The sequence below is a fragment of the Candidatus Clostridium radicumherbarum genome (genome assembly GCF_045310525.1).
GTDB classification, from domain to species: domain Bacteria; phylum Bacillota; class Clostridia; order Clostridiales; family Clostridiaceae; genus Clostridium_AT; species Clostridium_AT radicumherbarum.
Map to the genome: position 1 here is coordinate 489409 of NZ_JBJHZY010000001.1, position 20810 is coordinate 510218.

The 20810-nt window shown below is 32.2% G+C and carries 22 protein-coding genes; 17 read left to right on the plus strand and 5 right to left on the minus strand.

From position 1 onward, the window contains the following. Positions 1 to 61: 61 nt before the first annotated feature. Both ACJDUH_RS02390 and ACJDUH_RS02395 read right to left on the minus strand, forming a co-directional pair. Positions 62 to 1261, minus strand: coding sequence for a MerR family transcriptional regulator (locus ACJDUH_RS02390; protein ID WP_406763552.1), 1200 nt, complete (start codon positions 1259 to 1261; stop codon positions 62 to 64). 295 nt (positions 1262 to 1556) lie between these two features. Beyond that, complete coding sequence (locus tag ACJDUH_RS02395) at positions 1557 to 1898, minus strand: winged helix-turn-helix transcriptional regulator (RefSeq protein ID WP_406763553.1); 342 nt, start codon at positions 1896 to 1898, stop codon at positions 1557 to 1559. 277 nt (positions 1899 to 2175) lie between these two features. On the opposite strand from ACJDUH_RS02395, the gene ACJDUH_RS02400 reads away from it, so the two are divergent. Then, a complete protein-coding gene (locus ACJDUH_RS02400; protein WP_406763554.1) occupies positions 2176 to 2811 on the plus strand; it encodes a flavodoxin family protein in 636 nt (211 codons plus the stop codon). 46 nt (positions 2812 to 2857) lie between these two features. Further along, positions 2858 to 3700: an aldo/keto reductase gene (locus tag ACJDUH_RS02405; protein WP_406763555.1), complete on the plus strand. Its 843-nt coding sequence runs from the start codon at positions 2858 to 2860 to the stop codon at positions 3698 to 3700. A gap of 57 nt (positions 3701 to 3757) precedes the next feature. Here ACJDUH_RS02405 and ACJDUH_RS02410 read toward each other — a convergent pair whose 3' ends face one another. From ACJDUH_RS02410 to ACJDUH_RS02420, 3 genes are all read right to left on the minus strand, one after another. Continuing rightward, positions 3758 to 5032 carry a M28 family metallopeptidase gene (locus tag ACJDUH_RS02410; protein WP_406763556.1) on the minus strand — a complete coding sequence of 425 codons (1275 nt, stop codon included), beginning with the start codon at positions 5030 to 5032 and terminating at the stop codon, positions 3758 to 3760. Between the two features lie 131 nt (positions 5033 to 5163). Beyond that, positions 5164 to 5982, minus strand: coding sequence for a TIM barrel protein (locus ACJDUH_RS02415; RefSeq protein ID WP_406763557.1), 819 nt, complete (start codon positions 5980 to 5982; stop codon positions 5164 to 5166). A gap of 147 nt (positions 5983 to 6129) precedes the next feature. Next, on the minus strand, positions 6130 to 6939 hold the full coding sequence (locus tag ACJDUH_RS02420; RefSeq protein ID WP_406763558.1) for an alpha/beta fold hydrolase: 810 nt from the start codon (positions 6937 to 6939) through the stop codon (positions 6130 to 6132). Positions 6940 to 7181: 242 nt separating this feature from the next. On the opposite strand from ACJDUH_RS02420, the gene ACJDUH_RS02425 reads away from it, so the two are divergent. The 15 genes from ACJDUH_RS02425 (at position 7182) to ACJDUH_RS02495 (ending at position 20767) form a co-directional block, all read left to right on the plus strand. After that, on the plus strand, positions 7182 to 8576 hold the full coding sequence (locus ACJDUH_RS02425) for a rhodanese-like domain-containing protein (RefSeq protein ID WP_406763559.1): 1395 nt from the start codon (positions 7182 to 7184) through the stop codon (positions 8574 to 8576). A gap of 165 nt (positions 8577 to 8741) precedes the next feature. Further along, positions 8742 to 9008, plus strand: coding sequence for a hypothetical protein (locus ACJDUH_RS02430; protein ID WP_406763560.1), 267 nt, complete (start codon positions 8742 to 8744; stop codon positions 9006 to 9008). After that, the gene (locus ACJDUH_RS02435; RefSeq protein ID WP_406763561.1) at positions 9009 to 9380 is read left to right on the plus strand and encodes a 4Fe-4S dicluster domain-containing protein; all 372 of its coding nucleotides are present in this window, start codon (positions 9009 to 9011) and stop codon (positions 9378 to 9380) included. Between the two features lie 3 nt (positions 9381 to 9383). Continuing rightward, complete coding sequence (locus tag ACJDUH_RS02440) at positions 9384 to 10151, plus strand: heterodisulfide reductase-related iron-sulfur binding cluster (RefSeq protein ID WP_406763562.1); 768 nt, start codon at positions 9384 to 9386, stop codon at positions 10149 to 10151. Positions 10152 to 10183: 32 nt separating this feature from the next. Beyond that, entirely contained in the window at positions 10184 to 10855 is a 672-nt protein-coding gene (locus ACJDUH_RS02445; RefSeq protein ID WP_406763563.1) for a TVP38/TMEM64 family protein, read from the plus strand. A 21-nt stretch (positions 10856 to 10876) separates the two neighbouring features. Further along, the gene (locus ACJDUH_RS02450) at positions 10877 to 11458 is read left to right on the plus strand and encodes a CDP-alcohol phosphatidyltransferase family protein (protein WP_406763564.1); all 582 of its coding nucleotides are present in this window, start codon (positions 10877 to 10879) and stop codon (positions 11456 to 11458) included. A gap of 86 nt (positions 11459 to 11544) precedes the next feature. Then, a complete protein-coding gene (locus ACJDUH_RS02455; RefSeq protein ID WP_406763565.1) occupies positions 11545 to 12735 on the plus strand; it encodes an ABC transporter substrate-binding protein in 1191 nt (396 codons plus the stop codon). Then, positions 12719 to 13597, plus strand: coding sequence for an ABC transporter permease (locus ACJDUH_RS02460; RefSeq protein ID WP_406763566.1), 879 nt, complete (start codon positions 12719 to 12721; stop codon positions 13595 to 13597). The genes ACJDUH_RS02455 and ACJDUH_RS02460 overlap by 17 nt, the downstream gene beginning before the upstream one ends. Before the next feature lie 6 nt (positions 13598 to 13603). Then, a complete protein-coding gene (locus ACJDUH_RS02465; protein WP_406763567.1) occupies positions 13604 to 14413 on the plus strand; it encodes an ABC transporter permease in 810 nt (269 codons plus the stop codon). Positions 14414 to 14433: 20 nt separating this feature from the next. Next, on the plus strand, positions 14434 to 15081 hold the full coding sequence (locus ACJDUH_RS02470; RefSeq protein ID WP_406763568.1) for an ABC transporter ATP-binding protein: 648 nt from the start codon (positions 14434 to 14436) through the stop codon (positions 15079 to 15081). Between the two features lie 79 nt (positions 15082 to 15160). After that, a complete protein-coding gene (locus ACJDUH_RS02475; protein ID WP_406763569.1) occupies positions 15161 to 15418 on the plus strand; it encodes a cupin domain-containing protein in 258 nt (85 codons plus the stop codon). 214 nt (positions 15419 to 15632) lie between these two features. Then, positions 15633 to 16205, plus strand: coding sequence for a TetR/AcrR family transcriptional regulator (locus ACJDUH_RS02480; RefSeq protein ID WP_406763570.1), 573 nt, complete (start codon positions 15633 to 15635; stop codon positions 16203 to 16205). A 125-nt stretch (positions 16206 to 16330) separates the two neighbouring features. Then, positions 16331 to 17347 (plus strand): DUF5692 family protein, encoded by a 1017-nt coding sequence (locus ACJDUH_RS02485; RefSeq protein ID WP_406763571.1) that lies wholly within the window; start codon positions 16331 to 16333, stop codon positions 17345 to 17347. A gap of 43 nt (positions 17348 to 17390) precedes the next feature. Continuing rightward, positions 17391 to 18062, plus strand: coding sequence for a hydrogenase nickel incorporation protein HypB (gene hypB / locus ACJDUH_RS02490; RefSeq protein ID WP_406763572.1), 672 nt, complete (start codon positions 17391 to 17393; stop codon positions 18060 to 18062). Between the two features lie 35 nt (positions 18063 to 18097). Next, positions 18098 to 20767 carry an FAD-dependent oxidoreductase gene (locus ACJDUH_RS02495; RefSeq protein ID WP_406763573.1) on the plus strand — a complete coding sequence of 890 codons (2670 nt, stop codon included), beginning with the start codon at positions 18098 to 18100 and terminating at the stop codon, positions 20765 to 20767. Positions 20768 to 20810: the final 43 nt, after the last annotated feature.

Sequence of the window (20810 nt, forward strand, 5' to 3'; positions counted from 1 at the left end):
AATAATAATCTTATATAAACTATTTCTAAACTTCTAATATAAACAGTTCATCAACATGTGTCTACTTATTATTTTCAACATAAAATTTTATGGCTTCTCCAATAAATTTAGATGCACCATCTCCATATTTCTTATCCAATACTTTTTTATAAGTAGACTCTGACAAATACCGCTCTGCCTGATAGCTCCAATAATTTTCTCCCACCTCAACTTTTAAAGTTTCATGCTGCTTTTGTGTCTCATCTACTATCTCAGAAATGATTTCTTGAATTTCCTTTGAAGAAGGATCTTTACTTAAGTCAGCTATAAGGTTTTTATATAGAGTTTCTATTTTAGGCTCATAATCTCCTAAATAAGCTTCCAAAGCTTTTCCTATAAATTTAGATGCTCCACTTCCATATCTTTCATCTATCCATGCCATGCCAACTCCACCATTTTCCTTATCAAGTTTTTCTAACTCCTTAGAAAATAATGAATAAAGTCGCACAATACTAAGCCAATAATAATCACCAAGTTCATTTTTAAAAGCTTCATAATCTCTTTTAGCTATGCTAGTTATTTCACCAGCAATTTGTTGAATCTCCTCTGAAGAAGGATCTTTACTTAAGTCGGCTGTAAGTTTTTTATATAGCTCTTTTAGTTCAGGATTTCGTTCATAAAAACAATCTTTTTTAAATTCATCAATTTGTTCAGCTTTAGTCATTGCCACAGAATTATTCAAATTCTTCTTTACAGCTTCAGCATATTTTTTTATACTTCCATATTCTTTTACAGCCATCTCTGCAATTTTTTCTTCTGTAGCTTTACATTTTTCAATCATTTCATCAAATTTATCTACACTTCCAAACTGCCTAATTACTTTATCCTTATTTTCTTTCTTAAATTCTTCTAGTACATTATAATATCCACTCATATCAAATTCTTTAAAACTCATCCTATTCGCTCCTTTTAAGGTTTTATTTATAAGCTCTAACAAACCATTTAATCTATCTCGTTTTAAAATAATTAGTTTCTTATGATTTTCTAGCGCTTTCATCTTATCAAAGCCAGGACTTGTTATGATTTCTTCAATTTCCTTTAGTGGTAAATCAAGTTCCTTAAAAAATAAAATCTGCTGCAGGGTTTCAAGAGCTTCATCATCATAAAGCCTATAACCTGCTTCTGTTAATTTAGTTGGTTTTAACAATCCAATCTTATGGTAGTGGTGCAGCATACGTACACTTATTCCTGTTAAATCCGAAACTTGTTTTACTGTTCTCATAACTTCACCTCAAACTTTGATTTTAGAGCCTTAATACCACCTAATCCTCTGCCGGCATGAGTTTTATTAGCATTGTCAACCTCTAATTCTATATTACACTATGACATTGTGTTAGGGTCAACACTTTTAAAAAGTTTAATTCTATACTATTTCTTAAATATAGCTAATTCTAAATTTCAGCAGCAAAAGGCAAGCCCACCTTGTATTTAGGTGGGCTTAAGGCTAATACGTTTATCTATGCTGTCAATAATTGATGAATCAATTAATATCTTTAGTTCTAATATATTACATCAGATTATTTACATCCACTGTCTAAGTGCGAATAATATTTAATAGACCAAGACTCAATTTCTTTAATGATTTTAGTAAGTTCTCTTCCCTTTTCAGTAAGGTAATATTCAACTTTTGGTGGAACTTCAGGATAAATCTGCTTATTTATTAAATCTTCGTTTTCTAATTCTTTAAGCTTTTCATTTAATACCTTTTGACTTATTCCTTTAGTTATTCGTTGAAGCTCTAAAAATCTTCTAGGTTCATCATATAAATGACATAATAAAACTGCCTTCCATTTACCTCTGATAAAATCCATTGCAAAATCTAATAAACATATATAGTGCCTACCATTATAATTTATCATTTGCTTACCTGCCTTTAATCTTTTATATTTAATTAAACTTGATTAACTATGCATTAGAATTACAGTATATACCAAGTAACCTTATAATAACAAATTTATAAATTAAAATAAACATAGATTATTATTAAATATAACTTTATTTTATGTCAATAATATAGATATTACGATAAATCTTACCTAAAGGTAAGTAATCTAACGAAAAAGTACGTACTTGTCGCTTGTATTATTGAACCATATAATAAACACATATTTGAAAATAAATTATATGGAGGTATATATGAAAGTAGTTGCTTTTAATGGAAGTCCTAAAAAGAATGGAAATACTTATGAGGCAATAAAGGCTGTAGCAGCAAAGCTCGAGAAAGAGAATATAGAGGTAGAAATTGTCCATGTTGGTAATAAAGTAATACGTGGATGTATGGATTGCGGCGGATGCAGCAGAAACATGAACGAGCGTTGTGTTATGAAGAATGATGAAGTTAATGACTGGATTCAAAAAATGAAAGAAGCTGACGGGATTATTTTAGGTTCTCCTGTACATTATTCAGCTATACCAGGAACGATGAAATCATTTTTGGATCGTGCATTTTTAGTTACATCTGTGAACAATGGAATGCTTAGACATAAGGTAGGGGCTAGTGTTGTAGCAGTAAGAAGATCCGGTGGTGTTCCAACATTTGAACAGCTGAATAACTTTATCAATTATTCAGAGATGGTAATGCCTACATCAAATTACTGGAATGTGATTCATGGTACAAAACCTGGAGAAGCGGTGCAAGATGAAGAAGGAATGCAAATTATGAGTGTTCTAGGAAAGAATATGGCATGGTTATTGAAGGTTATTGATTCTGGTAAAAATAATGTAAAGGAAAATGAAAGAGAAGATAAAATATTTATGAGCTTTATAAGATAAGCTTTGAAGGTAAAGGTATTTAATTCATTATAAGGAGAGAGATAATATGATAAGTGATTTAAAAAATACAGTAGCTTTAAATAATGGTGTAAAAATGCCATGGCAAGGGCTTGGCGTTTTTAGAGTAGAGGATAGCCCAAAATTAGTTGATGCAGTAAAGACTGCAATAAAAAACGGTTATAGAAGCATAGATGGAGCAGCTATTTATGATAATGAAGTAAGTATGGGAAAGGGAATAGCTGAAGGAATAAAAGCAGCAGGTATTTCAAGGGAAGATCTATTTATAACATCTAAGGTTTGGAATGCTGATTTGGGATACGAATCCACAATAAAGGCTTATGAAACAAGTCTAAAGAAACTTGGACTTGATTATTTAGATTTATATCTTATACATTGGCCTGTAGAAGGTAAGTATAAAGATGCTTGGAGAGCATTGGAATATTTATATAAACAAGGCCGTGTAAAAGCAATAGGAGTAAGTAATTTTCAAGTACATCATCTTGAAAATTTAATGAAGGATGCAGAGATTAAGCCAATGATAAATCAAATAGAATTTCATCCACGCTTAACACAGGAGAAGGTTAGAGTGTTTTGTAAACAAAATGATATTCAAGTTGAAGCATGGTCACCACTCATGGTTGGTAAATTATTTGATAATGAAATATTGAAGGAAATTGCTCATAATCATAATAAATCTATTGCTCAAATTATACTACGCTGGGATATACAAAATGGAGTGATAACTATTCCTAAGTCCACAAAGGTCGGTAGAATAATAGAAAATTCACAGATATTTGATTTTGAATTAACTAATGAAGAAGTAGAGAAGATAAATTCTTTAAATCAAGATTTGAGAGTAGGACCTGACCCAGATAATTTTGATTTTTAATAATAAAGATGTCATAAAGTCTTTCACATATCTATGTAAGACTTTATGACTATTTTTTTATTCAGCTGAATCATCTTTTTTAGATTCTTTATTAAAGTATTTATCTAATTCCTTTCTCATGTTATCTGGGATTTTTCTTTCAATTGGAAATACTACTGAGTTTACAATAGATTCGCTGAATTCTCTAGTTATAATAGTAGTTTTTTCTAAGGCTTCAGCACTTAAATAATCAATAACATCGTTGCGAGTGTGGATGAATGCCCCGCCGCTGGGAGCAAAACGACAGAACGTAACAGAAGGAATTCCTGCATCAGCAAAGGCTGTAGAATCACTTGAGTATATACTCTGTTCTACCTTAAGTGGGAAGCCTTTAATTTTAGCCACATGATCAATATAATCAACTAAGCTCTGCTCTGCGGTAACTAGAGCCTTCTCTTTTCCAAGAATGGAACCTCCAACATCTACATTAATCATTAGAAGATGTTTCTTAAGCTCTTCCTCATGAGCCTTTAAATAAGCATGACTACCAAAAAGTCCGATTTCCTCAGAACCATACCATACAAATTTTACAGTTCTGATTGGTGGATTTTCTTTAAAATGTCTAAGCAGCTCCATTATAATAACTGAACCAGCACCATTGTCATATACACCTGTACTGAAGGGAACACTGTCATAATGAGCACCGAAGGATATTATCTCCTCAGGGTACTTAGAGCCTTCTAAAGTTACAACAACATTATGGGAAGTAAGTTCAATATCTTCAGTAATTAGGTCTATTTTAACTTTAGAAGCTTTGTTTTTAACCATATGGAAGCAATCTTTCATGCGCATATTTAATGCTGGTATTTTCCCATATTGTGTGTTCTTTTCACGCATTCTAACTATAGAAATATCAGTTTTGTCTTTCTCATCATTAGCAGTGCCGCACATTGTTATATAACCAGCGATACCAGCTTCTATAAGTTTTTTATAAAGCTCTGGATTTGGCCTCATATTTAGAAGTACAAATTTTCCTTTAAGGTCAACTAAATTTGCATCAAGCCCATCTTCTATGTATATAAAATCTGTAGTTATTCCGCCTTCAGGTGTGCTAATTGAGCAGTTATATGGTGTAATTTCATATTCTTTTTCATAGGGCTTTACTACCTTTAGCGAAGCTTTTTTAATTTTAGAAGTAGGAACCTTATAATCCTCTAAGTGGCCCACACATCCTATGGAAGATATTTCTTCTAGTAGTATGTTTGCTGCCTTTAATTCTTCTTCAGAACCGCTAGTTCGTATAAAGCCAATTTTCTTTAAAAGTTCAAATTCTCTTTGACTATTAATAGACATAACACTTTCCCCCCCATATCTTCTTATAAATAGTATACTAAAGTTAATAAGAATATTCAAAAGGATCAAATGTAATATTCTATCCAGACTTGTCTAATAATATAGTATGTACAGGGATATCCTCTCTGTATTTATAATCTTTTATAAGTATTCTTCAATAATAAGGCATCTTTCTCAACTTGAGGCCCTTCTAAAATAATGCATCCTTTTACATCAAAGTCTTTTATTGCTTTTAAACATTCCACATAATCGAAGTCACTTTCTGATAGAGGAAGATGATGCTTTTCGCCTTTTTCATTATAATTTATTCCGCCCATATGAATGTGTAAATCTTCCAGTGCAGGTCTACCAAGCTCATTAAGAACATATTGAAGTATATTTGCAAAATCGTCATAGGATTTTAATGAGCCATTTCCTCTAGCATGTATATGGGAAAAATCAATACAAAGTTTGCAGGATTTCACTTTCTTACAAAGGGAAATCAATTCCTCAAGTGTCCCAAACTGTGTTCCTTTTCCTGTAGTCTCAAGCCTATAGTCCACTTTTTTATATGGAAGCTTTAATAAATTCTCTCTTATTGTATTGTATGCATCCTCCTTTGAATCTTTTAAGTAAAACCCTGGATGAAATACTAAGCTCCTCCCGTTGACTTTCGATAATCCTTCTGCAGCTTTTATTATTCTTTCCATTGATTGCTTTTGCTTTTCAGTTTCATCTGCATTCAAATTTATATAATGTGATCCATGAGCTGACAAATAAAAATCATTTATAAAACTAGTATTTAAGATTATATCTTTATTCTTATCTGTTACATTAACATTTCTTACAAAAAGAAGCTCCATAGCATCTAGACCTATTGACTTTGCATAATGAATACCAGAGGCGTAGTTAATATTTTTTATTCCACTGTAAATTGGCAAACCTGATATTCCAAATAAAAGCCTATCCATGGGTTATCACCTTTGTACTTTCTGACAAATAATTTTAAAAATTAATTGCATTACAATAAAAAATCCATATAAAAGTGAAGCAACTAAAGTTATTTTATAATTAATATAGATGAAATATTCGTAAGTAGTCTTAATATTATAACTAATTTATTCTTCAATAAATCCTGTTAGTTCTTCGTTGAATTTCTCTTTCTGATCATAAAATATCCCGTGACCACTTTCTTCAAATGCTATCAGCTTTGAGTTTTTAATACCTTGTCTTTGTGCTTCTGCTAAAGGAAAGAGGCAGACTTGGTCATGAATTCCATGAAGAATTAGAGTTGGAACGCTTATTTTTTCTAGATCAGAAAATAATGGTTCAAACCAAGCATTTGCAGTTCCAGCAGTAGCCCAACCTGCTGCCTGTAATCCTAATTGGAAGAACCAATCAGAAAATGGCTGAGTTATGTGTTGGAAGAAAAACATGTCTCCAAAATCTCTTAGCATTTTAGGTCGATCATTTAATGTTCCTTGAATTAAATCATCTACAACTTCCTTTTTTACACCATACGGGAAGTTAGGACGCTGCATTAGACTTGGGGCTGCTGCTGAAATTAGAACAAGCTTCGATACACCGTATTCTTTGTGTCTGGACATATATCTTATAGCAATGGCTCCTCCTGTAGAGTGCCCCGCTAGAATAAAATTTTTCAATCCAAGTGCATTTACAACACCACGAACATCGTCTGCAAATCGATTGTAGTTATAACCAGTGAAAGGCTTATCAGAATCACCAAATCCCCTCTGGTCTAATCCAATGCATCTATATCCCATTTTAGGAAGTTGATTAAACTGATATTCAAATAGTTTATGACTTCCAGGCCAGCCGTGTAGAAATAAAATTGTCTTTTTACCATCTGGATTAATATCCTCTACATATATTTTTATATTTGATTCTACTTTAACAAAGTATCCCACTCAAATACCCCCATTTATAAAACTGCTCCATTAATAGATTATTCTTGAGAGTACAAATATGTGCACTATTGTGCTATAGAAAATTCAAATAGTTAGTAAAGCATTTATTAAAAATACAAATTGGATTACAGATTAAATTTATGGTAAAGTTATCATGGAAAATATCTCTTAACGGTTGTTTTCCAATATATCCAGTGAGGTTTAATTACCTCTTTGTAATCGTTAAAATAGGGGGAAAAGGAATGAAAAAAATGAATAAAATTGCAATAACTTTACTTATTGCAATGATTACTGCAGCAGCTTTAATTGGTTGTACAAATAATAAAAATACAGCTGATAATACTGCTAAGACTAATGCTTCAGGTGCCAAAACAATAAGCACAAAAGATTTACAAGCTAATATAGGAAAAAGCGATTGGGTAGTAGTTGATACAAGAGAAAATGATGCTTATAATGGTTGGATACTTGATGGAGTAACAAAGGGTGGGCACATTAAAGGAGCAACTGATTTTTCAGCAGCTTGGCTTAAGGTTAATGATAAGGATAAAGATAAAAGATTAGATGAAGCTTTAAAGACTAAAGGAATAAGCCCGGATAAAAATGTTGTTTTATATGATGCTAATGGAAACGATTCAACGGATGTAATAAAATATTTATCACAAAAGGGATATAAAAATTTATACCAATATAATATTAAAGACTGGGTAAAAGATGGGAGCCTTCCAATGGAAGCTTATACAAACTATCAAGATATAGTGCCAGCATCTTGGATTAAAGATTTAATAGACGGTAAAAAGCCAGAAACCTACAACAATAACAAGTATAAAGTATTTGAAGTTAGCTGGGGTGAGGAAAAAGATTCACCAGATTATTTAAAAATTGGACATATTAAAGGTGCAGTTCATTTAAATACTGATGAAGTTGAAGAAGGTCCTCTATGGAATCGTCTTTCTGATGCAAAGCTTCAAAAATTTGCAGAAAATAATGGAATAACAACAGATACAACCATAGTGTTATATGGAACAGATCCAATGCCTTCTTACAGAGTAGCTGTAATATTAAAATACATGGGAGTTAAGGACGTTAGAGTATTAAATGGTGGATTTACAAAATGGACAAATGCTGGTTACGAAGTTGAAAAGACATCAAATAAAAAAGTTCCAGTAGCTTCCTTTGGTGCCACAGTTCCTGTAAATAAAGGATATATTATTGATATGCCTCAGGCTAAAGAAATATTAGCAGATAAAACTGGCAGCAAATTAGTTGATGTAAGAACTTGGGATGAATATATTGGTAAAACCTCAGGTTATGATTATATTAAACCAAAGGGACGTCCAGCTGGTGCTGCATGGGGCCATGCAGGAACAGACAACAGCAATTTAAATGATTATAGAAATATAGATTTAACAATGCGTAATAAAGATGAAATACTTGCTATGTGGAAGGATTATGGTATTACTCCAGATCAAAGACTAGCCTTCTACTGTGGAACAGGCTGGAGAGCTGCAGAAGCTTTAACTTACGCAGATGTTATGGGACTTAAAAATATTTCGCTTTATGATGGCGGTTGGAATGAATGGAGTGGAAACACAGGAAATCCAGCAGGTCCTATTGAAGTGGGGGAACCAAAGAAATAATTATTGCCTAAATATATAAGGCTGTCGCATCAAGGATAAATACAACAATGTATTGTGCTGATTTTAGTTCGCATAGTATTATATTGTATATAACTTTCCTGCGGCAGCCCTTTAGTGCTTTTAAGGATATGATCAATAATTTAAATAAAGTATGGTGATGTAAATATGAAAAAAAGAGGAATAAAGATAGTTAAAGGATCAATTACTATTTTGCAGCTGCTAACTTTAAGCATACCTATAGTATTACAATATTTATCAGATAAAAAAATGGGAGTTGAAAGGTATTTGATTTTTAAAAAAGCAATGTTTTCTAAAAGCATACCTGTTCCAAAGACATTTGAAAACTTAGTTACTTATCACTTCTTTTTAATAGCTATTATAATAATCGTAATTTTGCAATTAGTTAAAGTAGTTTTAGACAGGAGAAAATAAATGAAGAAACCGAGGTATGATATAGAAACTTTAGAACTTATAAATGAAATAGCTAATAATTGCACTAGCTGTAAAAAATGTATGAAAGAATGTATAATGCTAAATGACTTTGGGAATTCTCCAAGTGACATATTTAAGGGTTTCTTACAGAAGAAAGATATAAAACCAATAATTCCATACTCCTGTACTATGTGTAATAAATGTAAAATGGTTTGCCCTAAAAAATTAAATATTCCGGAAGGTTTTATGAATATAAGGGAAGCTATAATAAAATCTAATGGTGGAAGATCAACTTTAAAAGGTCATAAGGCAGTATATGTTCATCAACTGCTTAGCTCCGGGTTTTTAAAGATTTTTACTACAAGGAGATAGCTTATGAAAAATATAGCTTTTATGCCAGGGTGTAGTTTATCCTCCTATTCTCCAGAGGCTGTTTTAAATATATTATCCTTTCTTAAAGAAAATTTTGATAATGTATCTGCAATACAAAGGTGCTGTGGTATGCCAACTTTAGTATTAGGACAAAAAGAATTATTTTTGAAAAGATATGAAGAACTTAATAAAGACATTGAAACTTTAGAAATAGACGAAGTAGTAGTAGCTTGTCAAAACTGTTATTTAATATTAAATCAATATAGTAAAGATGTGAAAATAACTTCTTTGTGGACGTTAATTAAAAATATTGGACTTCCAAAAGAATTTAAAAATAAATCTAAAGATAGTGATGTAGTGTTCAGTATACAAGACTCTTGTCCTACAAGAAATTACAGTGATATTCATGACGGAGTAAGATGGATACTTACAGAGCTTGGATATAAATATGTTGAATCTAAATTTTCTAAAGAAAATGCTATGTGCTGCGGCCAAGGTGGAATGGCTGCAGCAGTAAATCCTGATTTATCAAAAAGAATCGCAGAAAATATAGTTTCACAGTTTAATACGGATTATGTCGTAACTTACTGTGCTGCTTGCCGTTCTTCAATGTATAAGACAGGAAGAGAAGCCTATCACATATTAGATTTAATTTTTGGACCTGTTGTATATAAAAATACAAAAAGTCCTGAAGATGTGTTATCAAGGCCTATTAAAGCTTGGATTAATAGATATAAATCTAAAGAAATAATAAATAAATTGAAAAAATAGTCTATGTATAATAATTAGTTAGGGTGGATAATGTGAAAAAAAGTAGATTGTTTAAAATTATAATGTGGATAATAATAGTCATAGGTATAATTTTAATTTATAAATTAGGTATAGTAAGCAGATTAAAAGACATAAAGCAAATGCAGCAATGGTTTAAAAGCCTTGGCACTATTGGATATTTAATGTACATTGTTATATATACCTTAGCTAGTGTATTTATGCTTCCAGGTTCTGTTCTAACTATAGCTTCTGGAATAGCTTTTGGACCGATAGCAGGCGCTGTATTAGCCCTTATAGGTGCAACCTGCGGTGCCACAATGTCCTTTCTTATATCAAAATATTTAATGAGGGATATAGTAAAAGTAAAGCTTGGAGATAATTTGATTTATAAAAAAATAGATGACGGCTTTAAGTTAAATGGTTATAATTTTTTGATTTTAACTAGATTAGTGCCAATATTTCCATTTAATTTGCAAAATTATGCTTATGGATTAACAAGTATAAAAACATCTACCTATATATTTTGGAGTTTAATTTGCATGATTCCTGGAGCTTTTATTTATGCTTATATGGCTGGAGAAATAGCAGCAAGAGGCATATCCCTTAATATTTTAATGAAATTTACTATCGCTGGGATTATTCTGTTTATTGTATCATTAATTCCAAAATATATAGTTAAAAAGAAAGGAATAAAAATAGAATAGTTGTAGAGAGGAAAAATTTTAATGTTAGACACAAAAGGTAGAAAATTTGTACAACCAATAATTGAAACAATTGCTGAATTGTTTTTAAAACTAGGTTTTAAGGCAAATAGCATAACATTTATAGCATTTATAATTGGAGTACTTTCAGCAGTGGTCTTTTATTTTAGTTATAATTTAATTGCAGTAATATTATTATGGATTTCAGGGCTATTAGACGCAGTAGATGGAACTATGGCTAGGAAAACAAAAGCAACTGCCTTTGGAACTATACTGGATATAACCTTTGATAGAGTTGTAGAGATTTCAATAATAATAGCTGCGGCATTAAAATTTCCTAATAATAATTTCTTATTAGTAATTTTACTGTCTTCAATAATACTTTCCATGACAGTATTTCTTACAGTAGGAGCATTAAGTGATAAAAATAGTGAAAAATCTTTTTATTATCAACCTGGTTTAGCTGAAAGAACTGAAGGATTTATATTTTTTTCCTTAATGATTTTATTTAATAATTACATAAATATTATATCAATCATATTTTCATTAGCTATTTTTTATACTGCGATGCAAAGAATTTTTGAAGCTAAAAGAATTTTGACATAAAAAATAAAAATTAAGGTAAGCTTAGTAAGTTATAGTGATAGAGATTAAGCTGTGCCATTTAGAATGAGGAATACGGGGGGACTTTAATGAAGAAAAATATCCTTATTATGGTATTATCTATTTTGATATTACCTTTATTTTTGTCTGGCTGTGCCCATAAGGAAAATAAAGAATTAAAAACTGTGACAATTTATATGTGGGGTGGCAGTGACAGTATTAATGAATATATGGATAAATGGGTAGCTCCAAAATTAAAAGATGAGCAAGGCATACTTCTTAAAAGAGTGCCTATAAATACGCCTAAAGATGTAATAAATAAATTAATAACAGAAAAGCAGAGCGGAAAAACACAAGGAGACACAGATATTATATGGATGAATGGAGAAAATTTTAAACTTGCTAAAGAAAGTAAAGTACTTTGGGGGCCCTTTACAGATAAGCTTCCTAATTTTCAAAAATATATTGATGGTAACTCTAATGATATAAAATATGATTTTGGGGAAGAGACAGAGGGAATGGAAGCTCCTTTTGGGAAAGTACAATTTGTGTACATCTATAATTCTGAAAAAGTAAAAAATCCACCTAAATCCTTTGAAGAATTAAAAGAGTGGGTTAAGAAAAATCCAGGTAAATTTACATATCCTGCCTCAATTGATTTTACGGGTAGCGCTTTTATAAGACAAGGATTTTATGAAACCTGTGGAGGATATGAGAAATATCTAAAACCAATAGATGAAAAGAGTCTTGTAGAAGACTCAAAGCCATTATGGAAATATTTAAATGAAATTAAGCCTTATTTATGGGAGCAGGGAAAGACCTATCCAGAGAGCCTTTCAAAGCTGGATCAGCTATACTCCAACGGAGAGATTTGGATGACAATGGGTTATGATGAAGCAAGAGCAGCTTCTGAAATAAAAAAAGGAACTTTTCCTAGCTCAACCAAAACTATGGTATTTAGCAGTGGAACCCTTTCAAATACACATTTTCTAACTATACCTTTTAACAGCCCAAATAAAGCTGGAGCAGAAGCAGTTATTAATTTTCTATTATCACCAGAGGCACAAATAGCAAAGTTTGATCCTAAGAATTGGGGAGATGGACTAGCTTTAGATTTTTCAAAACTATCAGAAGAGGATAAGAATAAAGTAAAAGCTATTAATAGAGGAGAAGCTACACTTCCTGAAGCAGAACTTGAAAGTCATAGAGTTCCAGAGATTAATGCCGGCTATGTAGAGTTTCTTCAAAAAGGTTGGATCCAAAATGTTTCAAAAAATTAAACCATATATTTTAATTTTGCCTGCAATGCTTGTAGTATCGACCTTGTTTTTAGGAGGTCTTGCCCTAGGTTTTCTTCAAAGTCTAGGGCTTTTTAGTATAATGGGAAATTCACATATCACTTTTAATTTTTATAAGCAGCTGGTTAGCTCTGTTGATTTTATAAAGTCTATAGGACTTACTTTTAAAATATCTGTTATTTCAACCACAGCTTCAGGTGCTCTTGCTATGATATTAACATATATATTGTTTATAATAGAAGAAAATAAAATTTCTAAAATACTTAGAAGGATTTTTCAGCTGCCTATTCTTGTACCACATATTACAGCTGCTTATCTTATAGGACTTTTATTTATGAAAAGCGGATGGATATCCAGCATAACCTATTATTTTGGGATAACTAAAAGTATGGAAGCCTTTCCTTCACTTATCAACAATATAAATAGTGTTGGTATAATAATCACCTATATATGGAAGGAAACCCCCTTTATTATACTTATGCTGATTCCTGCCATGCAACGAATAGAAACCTCCTGGCTTGAAATAGCTAGAGTTTTTGGTAGTGCTAGAAAAGAATTTTTTAAAGAAGTAGTAATACCTTTATTAATGTCTACATGGATATCTTCCATGCTTATAGTTTTTGCTTTTACCTTTTCAGATTTTGAAGTACCTTATTTACTAGGAGTTACCTATCCTAAACTTGCGGCAGTTTTTTCTTATGATATTTATATAAATGGAGAATTAATAATAAGACCTTTGGCTCTTGCTGCAAATTTTATGCTTACTATTATTACAGCAATTTTAGGTATTTTAGCCTATAAAATTATACAAAAATCGGATATAAAAAAACAGGTGAGATGGTGAGTTAATTTGAACAAGCTTAAAGCTGCAAAATTTATTATAATAGCAATAATATTTGCTTTCTTAATTATTCTTCCTTTTTTACCACTGATTATCACAAGCATATCCATAAACTATAGATGGCCTGCTGTATTTCCTAGTCAATTTAGTATTCGAGCTATTAGATATGTATTTTATGATAATCCCAATACCTATGAAGCTGTTATTAACACATTAGTTATTGGTATATCCGTAATTATTATAGATTTGATATTAGCTATACCTGCAGCTATGGCACTCACGAGATATGAGTTTAAAGGTAAAACAATAATGAAAGTGTTGTTATTTGCTCCAATAATTGTACCACCCTTTACAGCTATTATGGGGATGTATACCATATTTATTAAGCTTGGATTAACAGAGTCCATATTGGGAGTTATTTTAGCACATATATTGCCTAGCTTACCTTACATGATAAAGGCAATGATGGTTTCCTTTAATACATTAAACACTAATCTTGAAGATCAGGCATCAATTCTAGGTGCAAACAGGGCAAAGAAATTTTACTATATTATTTTTCCTCATTTGTTGCCTTCAATATTTGCAGGTGCAAGCCTTACTTTTTTAATATCCTCTAGTCAATACTTTTTGACTTTATTAGTAGGAGGAGGAAAAGTAGCTACTTTAGCTATAATAATGATTCCCTTTATAAATGGAGGAGATAAGGCTATCGGTTCTGTTTATAGTTTAATATTTTCTATTGTAGCATTGATTAATATCTCAATTTTAGATTTTGTATTAAAGACTTATTATAAAAATAAACACTTTAAAATACTTTAACTTTTGGAGTGGGGGAAATTATGCCTAAATTTGAACTTATAAACATAGAGAAAACCTTTCAAGGAAATAACAAATTAGATCATAAAGATGCTTTTATCTTATCAGATATAAACCTAAAAATTGAAGACGGAGAATTTGTTTCAATACTAGGACCTTCCGGCTGCGGGAAAACCACACTTTTAAAGCTTATGACGGGACTTATAAAGCCTGATAAAGGCAGAATATTAGAAGATAATAAGGACATTACTGATATGCCGGTTGAGAAGAGAAATTATGCTATGGTAGCACAGCAGCCCTTATTGTTTCCTAACATGGATTTATTAGATAATATATGTTTTGGTCTTAAAATGAAGAAAATAAATAAAGCTCAGAGGATTACTGAAGCATTGGATATGATTAATAAACTTAAACTTAATGGACTTGAAAAAAGGTATCCATCTCAGCTAAGTGGAGGACAATGCCAAAGAGGGGCTATTGCAAGAGCGCTTGTAGTAAAGCCTAAAGCTCTTTTCTTGGATGAAGCTTTTAATGCCTTGGATGAAGAATTAAGATTGGAACTTACAAGTTTTATCAGAGCTTATCATAAAAATAATGGCTTAACAACAATTCTGGTAACCCATGATAAGGATGAAGCCAATTACTTATCTGATAGAATTATTAATATATAAATGAATTTATAATAGTTGAGCTAAAAAGTAATTTTGATATATAATATTAAATGAATAAGCTTCTAGGAGGTAACTAAAGATGGATTTAGAAAGTATAAAGAGTTCAATTGCAGCAAATGTATATCATATTCCTGCAGAAAAAAAGGTAGCAATGCATAAGCATGATAGACATGATGAAATATTTTACTGTATACAAGGCGAAGGCTTTGGTGTACTTGAGGAAAGTGAAGTTGAACTTTCTGTTGGCAAGGCTTTTATTGTTCCAGCAGGCAGCATGCATGCCTTAAGATCAGATAAGGAAATGTATGTAGCTTCATTTTTAGTGCCAAAACTCTAATTTAAAACAAATGGCATACATAAGAGTTATTACTATAAATAAGTAATGACTCTTATGTATGCCATTATTATTATCTGATAGAATTATTAATATGATATAATAATTATTAAAGCAATAATTGAAAGGTTTAATAATAGCAGCAAACAATAAAATGGTGCTTCACAATAGTTTTCTCAATATAAAATCAATACTTTTTGTATTAAAGGAGAAGTTTATGAAACACAATGCTAAAGCTTTGATAAGTGAATCATTTAAACAGTTATTAGCCAAGAAATCTATAGATAAGCTAACTGTGAAAGGACTTTGTGAATATTGCGGAGTAAACAGGCAGACCTTTTATAATCACTTTACTGATATTATGGACGTTTTTAAATTCGTATTTTTTCAGGAACTATCAATAGAAATTGCGCAAAATAGAACCTTTGAAACCTGGGGTGGTGGTTTCATGGCTACAATGAATTATCTGAAGAAGAATTCAAAAATGATTTTGCATGTATATAATTCTTCTTATTGGCCTGAAACCAATATCTACCTTACAGGTCTGTCTTACAGACTGCTGGATTCCGTAGTGGATGAGTGCATCGAAAAGTTAGGAGTAAAACTAGAAACTAAGGATAAAAATTTCATTATAAATTTCTATATACATGTGTTTAATGGTCTTATGATAGATTGGGTAAGTGAAGGAATGGAAGAGGAACCGGAAATTATTCTTAAGAAGCTTTTGATTATGATATCAGGAAGTATTCCTCGCTCTGTAGCTGCCTTTGTAAAAGAAGAAATAAAATAAATTTTTAATATATAAATAAAAGTGTTAAAATAGACACTTTTATTTTTTTGTCTATTGATAAAAGATTAACAAAAATTATACAATATATGTATAAAACACTAATTTTATATATTAGGGGGTATATTATGTTTGTGTTCAACTATAGTCAAGGGGCATCAGCATTAAGTGTATGGGGAGTTTGGATAATTGTTTTTATATCACTTTTTGGCTTTAATGAGGCAGCTCGTAGATGGAAATATGTAGGCTTTTTCAGCTTTGTTATTTTGCCGCTGACACTTTCAATATTATGGTTTACGGTATTAAATGAAACAACTTATACAGATTGGTTTCATTTAGCAAAGGTGTATTCTTCCACAGCTGGATGTATAGGCTTTTGGTGCATCAGGCACGTTAAGTTTAGAAACAAAGTCACAGGCATAGAATGGAAACTATCTGATAAAAAGTGGGCACTATGTTTTCCACCTCTTATTCTTGCAATAAACATTATGGAAGCAGTAATCCGTGATTTTCAAGTGGGTATTCAATATGCTGGTGGAGGAAATTTAGTAGATGAGGCCATGTATGTACTTGGAGGGCCTTGGAATTTTATGAACGGTATAGCTGGTATTTTAAACATAATAACTATAACAGGATGGCTTGGAATTTGTATAAAAAAACAGACGGCTAATGATGGCAGCAAAGATATGCTGTGGCCTGATATGCTGTGGTTTTGGATAATAGCTTATGATTTATGGAACTTTGCCTATACTTACAATTGTCTTCCGGGTCATTCCTGGTATTGCGGTTTTGCTCTGCTGCTAGCTCCAACTCTCTGTGCATTTACAGTGGGAAAAGGAGCATGGCTTCAGCATCGTGCACAAACCTTGGCAATATGGTGTATGTTTGCACAGACCTTCCCAGCATTTATTGACAAAGGGGCCTTTGCAGTATCATCCTCCTATAATAAAATACCGCTGTTTGCATTCAGCCTGTCAGCTTTACTTGCAAATATAGGAGTATTTATCTACATGATTTATAAAGTAGTTAAAACAAAGAGAAATCCTTATCTTGGGGAACTTTATACAGATCTTAAGGAATATAAGGAAATCAAGGCACTTGAAGAGGGCGTATCATTAAATCAAGGTAATGTTTTTAATTTATAAAAAAGATAATAATGTAACTTTAATAAATGAGGGTGTGAAGCATATGGATGCATATAAAGTTTTGGAAATTAAACAAAGTGTTTTTGAAGATAACGATAAACAAGCAGCTCTCCTTAGGGAGGAATTAAAAAAGAATAAGACATTTTTATTGAATTTAATGTCATCACCAGGTTCCGGTAAAACAACAACTGTTTTAAGAACTATTGAAGCCTTGAAGGATGAAATGAGCATTGGAGTTTTAGAAGCAGATATTGACTCAGAGGTGGATGCTCATACTGTTTCAAAAACTGGGGTAAAAGTAATCCAGCTGCATACAGGGGGAATGTGCCATCTGGATGCAGGTATGACTAAACAAGGCCTGCTAGGGCTTGGAACAGAAGAACTTGAGTTTGTAATCTTAGAAAATGTAGGGAATTTGGTATGTCCAGCAGAATTTGATACAGGAGCATCAAAAAATGCCATGATTTTAAGTGTACCCGAGGGAGATGACAAACCGCTAAAGTACCCTCTAATGTTTTCAATTGTGGATGTTGTATTAATTAACAAAATTGATGCAATAGCTAATTTTGATTTTGATTTTAAGAAAGTAGAAGAGCGTGTTAAAAAATTGAATCCTAATATCAAGGTTATACCCATATCTGCAAAAAATAGTCAGGGAATTGATGAATGGATTAATTGGATTCGCAGCGAAGTTAAAAACTGGAATAAGGCATAATGCCATAGTGAAATATTACTTGGGGGGGAATGAATGTGGTTAAGAAAAAAGTACTTGAAATGGCCAATAAGATTGCTGCTGGAATTACAGGAGGACTTATAAAAGTAAAGCCAGAAGATCCGGAATATAGAATTTTTGAGCCTCTTGTTACAGATGAAATGGCAGAAGTAGCACTTTGTCTTGAAATAAGAAAACCTAAAACTGTAGAAGAGGTTGCTGCTAAGTGCAGAAAGCCAGTTGAAGAGGTAGAGAAAATGCTTTATCAAATGGCTTTAGATGGAGTTATAAAATTAGAAATAATAGATGGTGTTAATCAATACTGTTTAGAGCTGTTTGTTCCAGGCTGTATGGAATACATGGTGGATAACAAAGTAAACTTGGAGAAGTACCCAGTAATTGGTCAGTGTTTTGAAGAATATACAAGAAAATTAGGTGCATTAATGGCAGGAAATATTCCAGTTGGCTTAGGTGTAATGAGAGTTATTCCGGTTCAAAGTGCTATTGATGGAGATACAAGAAAAGCTTCTTATGAGGAAATAGAATATATTCTTAATAATAATGATCGTTTTGCTGTTACGGATTGTGCCTGTCGTGCATCTATGAGAATCCTTGGACAAGGATGTGGTCATAGAGTTGAGGATATATGCCTTAGGCTTGGTCCAGTTGCCGATTATTATATTCGTACAGGAAGAGGCAAAGAAGTTACTAAGGAGGAAGCATTTAATATTTGCAAACAAGCTGAAAAAGAAGGGCTAATGCATCAGATACCTAATTTATCAGGTCCAGGAAATGCCCTTGCTATTTGTAATTGCTGTGGATGTTCTTGTTTTGGACTTAGAAATACAAATCTTTATAGAAATCCTGATTGGTCTAGATCAAACTATATTTCACAAGTGGATACAGATAAATGTGTTGCTTGTGGAGAATGTGTAGAAAACTGTCCATCAAATGCTTTAAGATTGGGTCAAAAATTATGCTTAAAGAAACCTATTGAGATTCCTAAGGAAAAAGATACTCCATATGATACTAAATGGGGAAAAGACAAGTGGGATTTTGATTATCGTCATCGTAAAGTTGTTGATGAGAGTGGAACAAGTCCATGTAAAACTGGATGTCCAGCTCATATAGCAGTTCAAGGATATATTAAGATGGCATCACAAGGAAAATATAGAGATGCATTAGAGCTTATAAAGAGAGAAAATCCATTACCAGCTATCTGCGGACGTATTTGTCCAAGAAATTGTGAAGCTGTTTGTACTAGAGGAGATGTGGATGAACCACTTGCAGTTGATGAAATTAAAAAATTTATTGCTGATCAGGATTTAAATGCTAAGCACCGCTATGTACCTGAAAAAATGGTAAAAAGAGCAGGGAAAATTGCTGTAATTGGTGCTGGCCCTGCAGGACTTTCTTGCGCATATTTCCTAGCTGTTAATGGATATGAAGTAACAGTGTTTGAAAAGCAAAATGCCTTAGGTGGTATGCTAACACTTGGAATTCCTTCCTTCAGGCTAGAAAAAGAGGTTGTAGAGTCAGAGATTGATGTACTCAAAGAATTAGGAGTAGAATTTAAAACAGGAGTTGAAGTTGGTAAGGACGTAACAATTCCTGAATTAAGAAAACAGGGCTATAATGCATTTTATATAGCAATAGGTGCACAAGAAGGAAGAAGTCTTGGGCTTGAAGGTGAAAGTTCTGAAGGAGTAATGACTGGTGTAGAGTTCCTACTTAGAGTAAACCTTGGTGAAGATTTAAGGTTAGAAGGATCTGCAGTTATTATCGGTGGAGGAAATGTTGCTATTGATGTTGCTAGAACTGCTGAGAGAATTGGTGCTTTAAGAGTAGATATGTTCTGCTTAGAGAGCAGAGAAGAAATGCCTGCTCTTGATGAAGAAATTGAAGAAGCAGAGGCAGAAGGAATTGAGATAAATAATTCATGGGGTCCAAAGAGAATTGTAGTAGAAAATGGTCATGTAGTTGGAGTGGAATTTAAAAAATGTATTTCTGTTTTCGATGAAAATAAGAGATTTAATCCTAAATTTGATGAAAATACAACAAAGATTGTAAAAACAAACCATGTATTGATTTCAATTGGTCAAGGAATAGATTGGGGCTCATTATTAGAAGGCTCTAAGATTGAATTGAATCCTAACAAGACAATAAAAGCTGACCCAATAACTTTCCAAACAGGTGAGGAAGATGTATTTACCGGGGGAGATGCTTTAACTGGACCAAAATTTGCTATCGATGCTATTGCACTAGGAAAACAAGGCAGCATTTCAATTCATCGTTATGTCCATGGGGACAGTTTGACATTAGTTAGAGAAAGAGAATACCATGCTCTTGATAAAGAAAATTTGAGTTTGGATGGATATGATCGTTTACCAAGACAAAGAGCACTTCATGTAGAAGGAAGTAAATCAAAAGAAACCTTTAAGGATATGCGTATTACCTTTACTGAAGAGCAAGTTAAGAAGGAAACTCAGCGCTGCCTTGGCTGCGGTGCTACAGTTGTAGATCAATATCAATGTGTTGGCTGTGGAATTTGTACTACTAAATGTAAATTTGATGCAATTTCACTTGTTAGAAAATATGATGCTGCTGGTACAGATATTGATCATATGAAACCTATAGTTATAAAACACGTTATTAAACGTCAAGGTAGAATTGCAGTTAAAAGTGTGAAGAAATTATTCACAAAATAAAAGTAAAAGAGGGGGAGCGTAAGTTCTCTCCTTCTTTATACTT

Coding starts and splice junctions, on each gene's coding strand:
- ACJDUH_RS02455 (WP_406763565.1), top strand. CDS start 11,545: ATGAAGAAAAATATCCTTATTATGGTATTATCTATTTTGATATTACCT.
- ACJDUH_RS02395 (WP_406763553.1), bottom strand. CDS start 1,898: ATGATAAATTATAATGGTAGGCACTATATATGTTTATTAGATTTTGCA.
- ACJDUH_RS02410 (WP_406763556.1), bottom strand. CDS start 5,032: ATGTCTATTAATAGTCAAAGAGAATTTGAACTTTTAAAGAAAATTGGC.
- hypB (WP_406763572.1), top strand. CDS start 17,391: ATGGATGCATATAAAGTTTTGGAAATTAAACAAAGTGTTTTTGAAGAT.
- ACJDUH_RS02450 (WP_406763564.1), top strand. CDS start 10,877: ATGTTAGACACAAAAGGTAGAAAATTTGTACAACCAATAATTGAAACA.
- ACJDUH_RS02435 (WP_406763561.1), top strand. CDS start 9,009: ATGAAGAAACCGAGGTATGATATAGAAACTTTAGAACTTATAAATGAA.
- ACJDUH_RS02400 (WP_406763554.1), top strand. CDS start 2,176: ATGAAAGTAGTTGCTTTTAATGGAAGTCCTAAAAAGAATGGAAATACT.
- ACJDUH_RS02485 (WP_406763571.1), top strand. CDS start 16,331: ATGTTTGTGTTCAACTATAGTCAAGGGGCATCAGCATTAAGTGTATGG.
- ACJDUH_RS02415 (WP_406763557.1), bottom strand. CDS start 5,982: ATGGATAGGCTTTTATTTGGAATATCAGGTTTGCCAATTTACAGTGGA.
- ACJDUH_RS02460 (WP_406763566.1), top strand. CDS start 12,719: ATGTTTCAAAAAATTAAACCATATATTTTAATTTTGCCTGCAATGCTT.
- ACJDUH_RS02480 (WP_406763570.1), top strand. CDS start 15,633: ATGAAACACAATGCTAAAGCTTTGATAAGTGAATCATTTAAACAGTTA.
- ACJDUH_RS02470 (WP_406763568.1), top strand. CDS start 14,434: ATGCCTAAATTTGAACTTATAAACATAGAGAAAACCTTTCAAGGAAAT.
- ACJDUH_RS02425 (WP_406763559.1), top strand. CDS start 7,182: ATGAAAAAAATGAATAAAATTGCAATAACTTTACTTATTGCAATGATT.
- ACJDUH_RS02405 (WP_406763555.1), top strand. CDS start 2,858: ATGATAAGTGATTTAAAAAATACAGTAGCTTTAAATAATGGTGTAAAA.
- ACJDUH_RS02440 (WP_406763562.1), top strand. CDS start 9,384: ATGAAAAATATAGCTTTTATGCCAGGGTGTAGTTTATCCTCCTATTCT.
- ACJDUH_RS02475 (WP_406763569.1), top strand. CDS start 15,161: ATGGATTTAGAAAGTATAAAGAGTTCAATTGCAGCAAATGTATATCAT.
- ACJDUH_RS02390 (WP_406763552.1), bottom strand. CDS start 1,261: ATGAGAACAGTAAAACAAGTTTCGGATTTAACAGGAATAAGTGTACGT.
- ACJDUH_RS02430 (WP_406763560.1), top strand. CDS start 8,742: ATGAAAAAAAGAGGAATAAAGATAGTTAAAGGATCAATTACTATTTTG.